Raw genomic sequence first — 8,925 nt, 5'->3', positions numbered from 1 at the left:
CGGCGCGGCGGGCGCGGCGGCCCTCGTGCTGGTGCTGATGGCCGCGGTGCTCCCGCGCGGCGCCCGCCGTCGCTGGCGCCCGGCCGACCCCGCCTGATCGCCCGCCGTCGCGCGTTCGGGCGACGGCTCCGGGTCGGGAATCGGGCACCCCACGACGCGAAGCCGCGATCGACCGGACCGCGACTACTGGAAGAGGTTGGTGTTGCGCTTCTCGGTGTCGAGGTAGTCGGCGGCGGAATCCTCCACCGCCAGCTTGATGTCGCGGAGCATCGCCTGGAGGTCCTGGGAGGCCGCCCGCCACCGCGCCTGCCGCTGTTCGTACGCCTCGCGGGCCTCGCCGGACCAGCTCGCGACCAGCGGAGCGGCATCCCGCTCGAGCTGACCGAGCTGGCTGTCGAGAGTGTTCAACGCCTTCTGGATGTCCGCCCCGGCCTGGTGCAGCGCGGCGAAGTTGACGACCAGCACACCGTGGTCCATCGGATCCGTCCTTCCCTGGGTCAGAGCGGCAGTTGGATGCCGCGGTGCGTGCCGGCCACACGGGTGGCCGCTTCGGTGTCCGACGCGTCGTACTGCCGGCCGGCGGTGCGGATCGCGGTGGCGGTCTCCCGCAGCGCCCGCTGCAGCGCCGCCTGGTCCTCCGCCCACTGCCGCTTGACCTGTTCGAACGACCGCCCGCCGGCACCCCGCCAGGCCTGCTGCAACACCTCCAGCTCGGCCATCAGGCCGCTGAGCATGGTCTGCAACGACTGGTCCGCCTGCTCGAACTTCGCGGCGGTCTGCCGCATCACCGCAGCTTCCGCCTGGGTCTGGGACATCCCGGACGTCACCTCGTCTCCTCGGTCGTGGCTGGTCGCCGCAACGACCACCGTGGACATGTCGGAGCGCGCGGTGCCGGAATCGGGGATGGGAGGGGACGGCGCGCTCGACGAACTCGTCGCTGACGGTAGCGGTCTCATTGCGGTTCTGCTACCCCCTGGGCTCCCCTGTGGACAAAGACGGCCTACGATGAGCCACGGCATCGTCACCCGGCGAACAGGTGGAGGAGGCGCGGTGACGGCGACCACGACCGGGCGGCCCCCGGCGGTCTCCGGGGCGGCAGGCAGGACGCTGCGCCCCGGTGCCGGCGCGCGGACCGGTCAGGTGGTGACCACCCAGGTTGCGGTCGCCGCGCTCGTCGCGGCCGTCGGGCGCGGGGTGGCGGTGAGCGCGGCGGCCCTGCTGCTGGCGGCGGTGCTGCTCCCCGCGACGTGGGCCCGGTGGCGCGGGCGCTGGCTGCACGAGTGGCTGTTCATCGGTCTCGGGCACCTCGGCCGGCCACGGGCGCTCCCGGCCACCGCCGGGCCGGCCGCGCTGCTGGGGCTGGTCGCCCCCGGCACGACGGTGCACCCCGTCGAGCTGGCCGGCGGGCCGGCCGCCGTGCTGGACGACCCGGCCGGCACGACCGCGCTGCTGGAGATCGGCGATCCCGGCGACCTGCTCGGCGACGGTCCGCGGGCCCTGCCCACGCCGCTGTCCCTGCTGCCCCCTACCGGCCCCGACAGCCCACCGGTGCGGATCCAACTGCTGCTCTCCGCCTCGCCCGCCCCCGCGCCCGGCACCCGGGCCGGTCCGGCCGGCGTCTCCTACCGGCAGCTCACCGACGGGCGGCTGGCCGCCCGGTCGCGCGCCGTGCTCGCGGTCCGCGTGTTCCGGCCCGAGGGCTGGTCGGACGCGGAGCTGCGGCGGGCGCTCGCCGGGGCGGTCCGGCGGATCGTGCGCCGGCTCGGGCCGCTGACCGGGCGTCCGCTGGGCGGGCCGGCGGCCCTGCGGGTGGTGGCCGAGCTGGCCCATCACGATCCGGGCGCGCCGGTGCGCGAGTCCTGGCCGGCGGTAACGGCCGGCGGGCTGACCCAGGCCACCTACCGGTTACGGCGCTGGCCGGACCCGCACGGCGAGGCGGGCCGGCGGCTGGTGCCCCGGCTGCTGGCGCTGCCCGTCACCGCCGCCACCGTGGCGCTCTGCGTCGGTCCGCGCGCCGGCGCCGACACCGGCCCGGTTCCGGTCGAGTTGACCGTACGGCTGGCCGCCCGGACCGCCACGGAGCTGTCGGTCGCCGATCGGGCCCTGCGCCGGCTGGTCGGCGACCTGGGCGCGACGGTCCGGCGGCTGGACGGCGAGCACCTGGCCGGGCTGGCCGCCACGCTGCCGCTGGCGGTGGCCCGGGGCGGCGTCCCGGTGGCCGGGGCCGAGCTGGCGGCGCTGGAGCTGCCGCTCGGCGAGTCGGGGCTGATGGTCGGGACCAACCGGCACGGCGGCGGGGTGACGGTCCGCCTCTTCGGGCCCGGCCCGACCCGGCTGCTCCTGGTCGGCGGGGTACGCGCCGCGCAGCTCATGGCCCTGCGTGCGCTGGCGCTCGGCGCCCGGGTGGTGGTGCGGACCGGCCGGCCCCGAGCCTGGGAACCCTTCGTACGGGGGGTGGGCGGGGCGGTGCCGCTGCTCCCGCCGGGGCGGCCGGTGGGCGGCGCGCCCGGTTCGCCCCTGCAACCGCTGCTGCTGGTGGCCGACGGCGGCGCGCCACCGGCCGAGACCGGCCCCTGGTGCTCGGTGCTGCTGCTCCGGGAGGAGTTGGCCGCCGCCGACGCGCCCGCGCTCGCCCGGGCCGACCTGGCGATCCTGCAACCGCTGGATCCCGGTGAGGCGGCGCTGGCCGGCGCGGCCCTGGGCCTCGGCGGCTCGGCCCGGTGGCTGACCCGGATCCGGGACGACATGGTGGCCGTGGTCAACCGGCGGGCGCTGCGCTGGGCGCTGCTCTCCCCGACGCCGATCGAGGCCCAGCTGGTCGGCCGACCGAGCCGCCGCTGAACCCAAACGGCTCGGCCGGCCGAGCCGCCGCTGAACCAACCCGGGTCGACCGGCCGAGCCGCCGCTGAACCGCCGCGGATTCGTCGATCTTCCCGGGTTCCCCCGGTGGACGGTCCGTGGCACGATCCCGGCCATGGGTTTTCTGAAGGGTCTTCTGATCCGGCTGGCCACGACGGCCGTGGCCTTCTGGCTCGCCACGCTGCTCATCCCGGGCATCACCCTGGACTCCGACTCGGCCACCGAGACGGTGACCACGCTGGTGCTGGTGGCGGCGATCTTCGGGGTGGTCAACGCCGTGCTCCAGCCGGTCATCAAGACCGTCGGTTGCGGCTTCTACCTGCTCACCCTCGGCCTGATCGCGCTGGTGGTCAACGGTCTGCTCTTCCTGCTGACCAGCTGGATCGCCGGTGAGGCCGGGCTGCCGTTCCACGTCGACGACTTCTGGCCGGCGGCGGTGCTGGGCGCGCTCTTCGTCGGCATCGTGACCTGGATCCTCGGCGCGGTCCTCGACCGTGACTGACCACATCGGCCCGACCCCGGAGGGTCGCCGCGTGCCGGCGCCCGCCGGGGTCGCGACGCGGGGAGGGGCATGCCGACGTTCATGATCCGGGCGGCCACGGACGCGGACGTCGAGGCCGTCCTGGCCTTCTGGCGACTCGCCGCCGAGGACACCGACCGGCACGACACCGCGGCGGCGGTGCGCCGGCTGGTCGCGCGCGACCCCGAGGCGTTGCTGCTGGCGGTCGACCAGGACACGGTGGTGGGTTCGGTGATCGCGGGCTGGGACGGCTGGCGTGGGCATCTGTACCGGTTCGCCGTCCATCCGGCCCGTCGCCGCCAGGGCATCGGTGGGGCGCTGCTGGCTGCGGCCGAGCGGCACCTGGCCCGGCTCGGTGCCCGGCGCGCCGACGCCATGGTGCTCGACGACAACGCGCTGGGCCGGCAGGTCTGGGATGCCACCGGTTACCGGCAGCAGAACGACTGCCACCGCTGGGTCAAGCCACTGCCGTCCTGACCGGGCCGGCCAGACCAGCGGGCGGGAATTGGCTGGTGAGCAGGGCGGGTGCCGGTACTAGCGTCGATCGGGTGTTCTCTGTGACCCGCGCCGACGGCTACCAGCTCAGCACCGACCCGGACCGGCTCGACCTCGACCGGGTGCACCGGTGGCTCGCCACCGACGCGTACTGGGCGCTCGGGCGGGAGCGGGAGACGGTTGCCCGCGCCTTCGCCGGCTCGATCGGGTTCGGCGTCTACCGGCCCGGGGACGGCCGGCAGGTGGCGGTCGCCCGGGTGGTCACCGACCGGGCCACCTTCGCCTGGCTCTGCGACGTGTACGTGGACCGCGCGGAGCGCGGCCGAGGGCTGGGCACCTGGCTGGCCGGGGCGGTCCGCGACCACCTGGCCGGGCTGGGCGTACGGCGGATCCTGCTGGCCACCCTCGACGCGCACGGGGTCTACGCGAAGGTCGGCTTCGACCCGGTCGAGGCGAGCCACTGGATGCAGTACGACCGGCGGGTGAAGCCGGTCACCAGAAAGGATCCAGACCCCGAGCCACCCCTTACGGTGGAGGCGTGAACCAGACCCGCCTCGGTTACCTGTACGGTCTCGGCGCGTACCTGATCTGGGGTTTCTTCCCGATCTACCTGAAGCTGCTCCAGCCGGCCGGGCCGGTGGAGATCCTCGCCCACCGGATCGTCTGGTCGGTGCTCTTCGTGGCGCTGCTGCTGGGCGCGATGCGCAACATCGGCTTCCTGCGCGCGCTGGCCCGGCGACCGCGGGCGCTGGCCGGCATCGCCACCGCGGCCGCGCTGATCGCCGTCAACTGGGGCACCTACATCTACGGCGTGAACTCCGACCGGGTGGTCGAGACGGCCCTCGGCTACTTCATCAACCCGCTGGTCATCGTCCTGATCGGGGTCTTCCTGCTGCGCGAGCGGCTGCGCCCGGCGCAGTGGGTGGCGCTCGGGGTGGGCGGGGCCGCCGTCGCGGTGCTCACGGTCGACTACGGCCGGCTGCCCTACCTGGCGCTGGTGCTGGCCTTCAGCTTCGCCGGCTACGGGCTGGTCAAGAAGCGCCTCGCCCTGCCCGCCGCGGAAGGGCTCTTCGTCGAGTCGGCGGCACTGGCCCTGCCGGCCCTGGCGTACCTGGGCTGGCTGACCCGGCGCGGCGACCTCGCCTTCGGGCACGTCTCCGCCGGGCACACGGCGCTGCTGGTGCTGGCCGGCGCGGCCACCGCCGTCCCGCTGCTGCTCTTCGCCGGCGCGGCCAACCGGCTGCCGCTGTCCACCCTCGGCATGCTCCAGTACGTCGGCCCGATCCTCCAGCTCGGCTGCGGAGTGCTGGTCTTCCACGAGCCGATGCCGCCGGCCCGGCTGGCCGGCTTCGCGCTGGTCTGGCTCGCGCTGGTCATCTTCACCGTGGACGCCCTGCGCGCCGCCCACCGCACCCGCACCGGCGCCCGTACCCCCGACGCCGTCCCGAGCCCGGCCCACTGACCCCGGCCCCGAGCGCGCAGCGGCCGGCCCGGCCACGCGCCGTGGCCGGTCAGCGCGGGGCGGGCGGCGCGCCCGGCCGGGGTCAGCGGACGTCGTAGGCGAGGACGGGGGTGTCGTCGCCGCGGAGCAGTTCCAGCCGGACCAGTTCGCCCTGGGTGAAGCGGGTCGCCCCGGTGAAGCGCAGGTCGTCGCCGGGGGCGGCCAGCCAGGACCCGATCTGCTCCGTCGCGCCGTCCGGGCCGTGCGCCACCAGCCGGAAGGTGTACGCCTCGCGGTGCCCGGCGCGGCGGTCGTACCCGCAGTGCATGGTCACCTCGGTGCCCCAGTCGGTGCCGGTGAGGCCGATCTCGGCGTGCACCGGCACCGCGCCGGCGACGGGCCGCATGGCGGCCAGCGACACCGCCGGCGCGGGCGGCGGGACGGCCGGCCGCAGCAGCGACACCCCGACGCCGGTGAGCACCGCCAGGGCCGCCGCGGCGAGCGCGGTGGCCACGTACCGCCGGCGGGACCGGGACCGCTCGCGGCGCCGGCGCTCCCGCGCGGCGTCGAGCAGCGCCGGCACCCGGGCGGTCTCCGGACCGTCGTCCAGGAACTGTTCCAGCCCGGCCGGGTCGAGCCGGCCCAGCAGCCCGGGCAGCACCGCGATCTCGGCCACCGCGTCCCGGCAGGACGCGCAGCCGGCCAGGTGCCGCTCGTAAGCGGCGCGGTCGGCGGGGGTGAGGGCACCCAGCACGTACGCCCCGTCGTCGTGCGCGAACTCGCAGCGGGTCATCCGGTCACCCCCATCTCGGCCAGGACCAACCGTAGTGAGCGCAGCGCGTAGTGGGTGCGGGACTTCACCGTGCCCGCCGGCACCCCGAGGCGGGCGGCCGCCTCGGCCACCGAGCGGCCCTGGTAGAAGCATTCGACCAGCACCTCGCGGTGGGTCGGGGTGAGCCGGTTGAGCGCCTCGGCCACCGTCCACGCCTCGACCGCGCGTTCCGCCTCGTCGACCGTCTCGGGCGGCTCGGGCAGCTCGTCGGTGTAGACCTCGCCGACCCGGGTGGACCGGCGCCGCCAGGCGTCGATGGCCAGGTTCCGGGCGGTGGTGAAGAGCCAGGCACGGACCGAGCCGCGCCGGGGGTCCAGCGACTCGGGGTGCCGCCAGGCGCGGAGCAGCGTCTCCTGGACCAGGTCCTCGGCGCGCGTGCGGTCGCCGTTGACCAGCCGGAGGGCGTGCGCGAAGAGCGCGTCGGCGTGCTCGTCGTGCAGGGCGCGCAGCAGTTGGGCGTCGTGGTCGGTGATGGTGATCCCTCGCTTCCGCTGGCGGCGAGACCGGCGATGCGTTCGACCGTTGATACGTGCGGTGACGCCGAACGGTTCAGCCCCAGGTCAGGTCGTCGCCGCAGCGGTCCGCTCTGGCGGGCCGGCCGGTGGGCGACCGGCGCCGGGAGGCCGGGCGGCCGCGTCCCGGGTCAGGTCTCGCTGGCGATGCCGTCGGCGATGGCCCGGGCGGCGGTGAGCAGCTTGGCCCGGACCACCCGGGCGGAGGTCATCATCTCGCTGGCCGGCAGGGCACAGGCCAGCACCACCCGGCGCTCGATGTCTTTGTCCGGCGTGACCAGCACCGCGGCGCAGGCCACCCCCTGCCGGAACTGGCCGAGCTCCAGCTGCATGCCCCGCCGGTCGCCGGCGGCCAGGTCGGCCTCGAACGCCTCGGCGGTGAGCAGGGTGGCGCTGGTGAACGGGCGCATGCCGTACTCGCGCAGGTAGCGGAAGCGCTGCTCGGCGGTGAGGGTGGCGAGCAGGCTCTTGCCGAGGGCGGTGGCGTGCGCCCCCTCGTCGAAGCCCGGCACCAGGTCCTCCAGGTAGGGCGAGCGGGCGCCCTCGGCGACCGCCGTGACGGCCACCTGGCCGCCCACGAAGCGGCCCAGGTAGTGGCTCCACCCGGTGTCGGCGGCCGCCCGTCGCAGCGACTCCCCGACCGCCTGCGGCCCGCGGAACGCGGTGACCAGCTCGCGGTACCGGTCGGCGACCTCCAGCCCGACGATGTAGGTGCCGTCCTCGCGCCGGATCACGTAGCCCTCGTAGGCGAGGGTGCGGACCAGGTGGTAGGTGGTGGCCACGGTCAGCTCGCAGCGGCGGGCGATCTGCTTGACGGTGAGGCCTCTCGGCGCACGGCCGACCGACTCGAGCACTCGTAGCGCGCGGGAGACGCTTCGGATCAGGTCCGAAGGTTCCGCCAAGGGGTCGCGCACAACCACCTCCGCCGCCGGGGACTTACACCATATGAAAAACCGCCCGAGTGCGAAATGCCTCTCCGGATCGAGGATGCCAGATCACCCGGGTCCAGCCGGGTACCGACAGACACCATCAGCTGCCGAAACGTGACCGGCGTAGGTTGGGCGGACGATGACCGACACCGCGTTACACCCCTCGCCGCCCGCGCCCCGCCACACGGTCCGGACCAGCGCGGGCGCCATCATCACCACGATCGCCTGCGTCCTGCCGGTCTTCCTGCTCGGCGGGCTCGCCGTCCAGATGGGCCACGACCTGCGCTTCTCCCCCGCGGGTCTGGGCCTGGCCGTGTCGGTCTACTTCGGGATCAGCGCGCTGGCCTCGGTCCCCTCCGGGGCGCTCGTCGAGCGGTACGGGCCGGTCACCGTGGCCCGCGCCGGCATCCTGCTCTCCGCCGGCTCGCTGCTGGGCGTGGCGGCGCTGGCCCGCTCGTACCCGGTGCTGGTGCTGCTGCTGGCGCTCAGCGCGGCGGCGAACGCGCTGGGCCAGCTCGCCAGCAACGCGGCACTCGCCGCGCACGTGCCCGCCGACCGGCAGGGCCTCTCCTTCGGGCTGAAGCAGGCCGCCATCCCGATCTCCACCCTGCTGGCCGGCGCGGCGGTGCCGACCATCGCGCTGACCGCCGGCTGGCGCTGGGCGTTCGTGGTGGCCGCCGGGGCGGCGCTCGCCGCGCTGCCGGCCGTACCGGGACGGCAGCGGGAGTCGGCGCGCCGGCCGGCCGCCGGACGGGCCGGGCGGGGGCGGGCGGCGCTGCTCGTGGTCGGCGTGGCCGCCACCCTGGCGGCCGCCGCCGCGAACGCGCTGGGCACCTTCGTGGTGGACTCGGCCGCCGGGCGCGGCCTCGCGCCGGCCCTGGCCGGCCTCACCCTGACCCTGGGCAGCGCGGTCTGCGTGGCGGCCCGGATCGGCGCCGGTTGGCTGGCGGACCGCCGGGCAGGCGGGCACGTCACGGTGATCGCCGGCATGCTCGTGGTCGGCGCCGCCGGGCTGGGCCTGCTCGCGCTGCGCGGCCCGGCGGCGCTGGTCGCCGGCGTGCTGCTCGGCTTCGGCCTCGGCTGGGCCTGGCCGGGGCTGCTGAACTTCGCGGTGGTCCGGCTGCACCCGCAGGCGCCGGCCGCCGCCACCTCGATCACCCAGACCGGGGTGTACGCGGGCGGCTGCGTGGGCCCGCTGGGCCTCGGCGCGATCGCCGCCCACCTGGGCTACCCCGCGATGTGGACGGTTGCCGCCGCCGCCATGCTGCTGGCCGCCGCCCTCATGCTGGCCGGCGCCCGCCTCCTGACCCGAGCCCACCACCCCTAGCCCCCGCCCC

The 8,925-nt window shown here is 75.8% G+C and carries 10 protein-coding genes and 1 pseudogene; 6 read left to right on the top strand and 5 right to left on the bottom strand.

Translation table 11 applies throughout. From position 1 onward, the window contains the following. Positions 1–183: 183 nt before the first annotated feature. Together LQ51_RS23665 and LQ51_RS23660 are read right to left on the bottom strand one after the other, a co-directional pair. Positions 184–477, bottom strand: coding sequence for a WXG100 family type VII secretion target (locus LQ51_RS23665; protein WP_046569257.1), 294 nt, complete (start codon positions 475–477; stop codon positions 184–186). Between the two features lie 20 nt (positions 478–497). After that, positions 498–815, bottom strand: a complete 318-nt coding sequence (locus tag LQ51_RS23660; RefSeq protein ID WP_046569267.1) for a WXG100 family type VII secretion target — start codon at positions 813–815, stop codon at positions 498–500. 235 nt (positions 816–1,050) lie between these two features. On the opposite strand from LQ51_RS23660, the gene eccE reads away from it, so the two are divergent. The 5 genes and pseudogenes from eccE to rarD all read left to right on the top strand — a co-directional run bounded on the left by eccE (position 1,051) and on the right by rarD (position 5,336). Next, on the top strand, positions 1,051–2,841 hold the full coding sequence (gene eccE / locus LQ51_RS23655; RefSeq protein ID WP_046569254.1) for a type VII secretion protein EccE: 1,791 nt from the start codon (positions 1,051–1,053) through the stop codon (positions 2,839–2,841). Positions 2,842–2,974: 133 nt separating this feature from the next. Next, the gene (locus LQ51_RS23650; RefSeq protein WP_046569252.1) at positions 2,975–3,361 is read left to right on the top strand and encodes a phage holin family protein; all 387 of its coding nucleotides are present in this window, start codon (positions 2,975–2,977) and stop codon (positions 3,359–3,361) included. Between the two features lie 42 nt (positions 3,362–3,403). After that, positions 3,404–3,856: pseudogene (locus LQ51_RS23645) on the top strand (GNAT family N-acetyltransferase); the annotation flags it as partial. 71 nt (positions 3,857–3,927) lie between these two features. Continuing rightward, the gene (locus tag LQ51_RS23640; protein ID WP_046569249.1) at positions 3,928–4,416 is read left to right on the top strand and encodes a GNAT family N-acetyltransferase; all 489 of its coding nucleotides are present in this window, start codon (positions 3,928–3,930) and stop codon (positions 4,414–4,416) included. Continuing rightward, positions 4,413–5,336: an EamA family transporter RarD gene (gene rarD, locus LQ51_RS23635; RefSeq protein WP_046569247.1), complete on the top strand. Its 924-nt coding sequence runs from the start codon at positions 4,413–4,415 to the stop codon at positions 5,334–5,336. Before LQ51_RS23640 ends, rarD begins: the two co-directional genes overlap by 4 nt. Positions 5,337–5,418: 82 nt before the next feature. Here rarD and LQ51_RS23630 read toward each other — a convergent pair whose 3' ends face one another. The 3 genes from LQ51_RS23630 to LQ51_RS23620 all read right to left on the bottom strand — a co-directional run bounded on the left by LQ51_RS23630 (position 5,419) and on the right by LQ51_RS23620 (position 7,573). Further along, entirely contained in the window at positions 5,419–6,108 is a 690-nt protein-coding gene (locus tag LQ51_RS23630; protein WP_046569245.1) for an anti-sigma factor family protein, read from the bottom strand. Then, entirely contained in the window at positions 6,105–6,620 is a 516-nt protein-coding gene (locus LQ51_RS23625; RefSeq protein ID WP_197087890.1) for a sigma-70 family RNA polymerase sigma factor, read from the bottom strand. The genes LQ51_RS23630 and LQ51_RS23625 overlap by 4 nt, the downstream gene beginning before the upstream one ends. 170 nt (positions 6,621–6,790) lie before the next feature. Then, positions 6,791–7,573: an IclR family transcriptional regulator gene (locus LQ51_RS23620; protein WP_046569240.1), complete on the bottom strand. Its 783-nt coding sequence runs from the start codon at positions 7,571–7,573 to the stop codon at positions 6,791–6,793. A gap of 154 nt (positions 7,574–7,727) precedes the next feature. Here LQ51_RS23620 and LQ51_RS23615 point away from each other — a divergent pair, with 154 nt between their 5' ends. After that, positions 7,728–8,915: an MFS transporter gene (locus LQ51_RS23615; protein ID WP_046569238.1), complete on the top strand. Its 1,188-nt coding sequence runs from the start codon at positions 7,728–7,730 to the stop codon at positions 8,913–8,915. The last annotated feature ends 10 nt before the right edge of the window (positions 8,916–8,925 follow it).

The sequence above is a fragment of the Micromonospora sp. HK10 genome, from assembly GCF_000982955.1.
GTDB lineage: Bacteria > Actinomycetota > Actinomycetes > Mycobacteriales > Micromonosporaceae > Micromonospora.
Note: the sequence above shows the minus strand (reverse complement) of the source record. Positions and strands in the feature narration are given on the sequence as shown.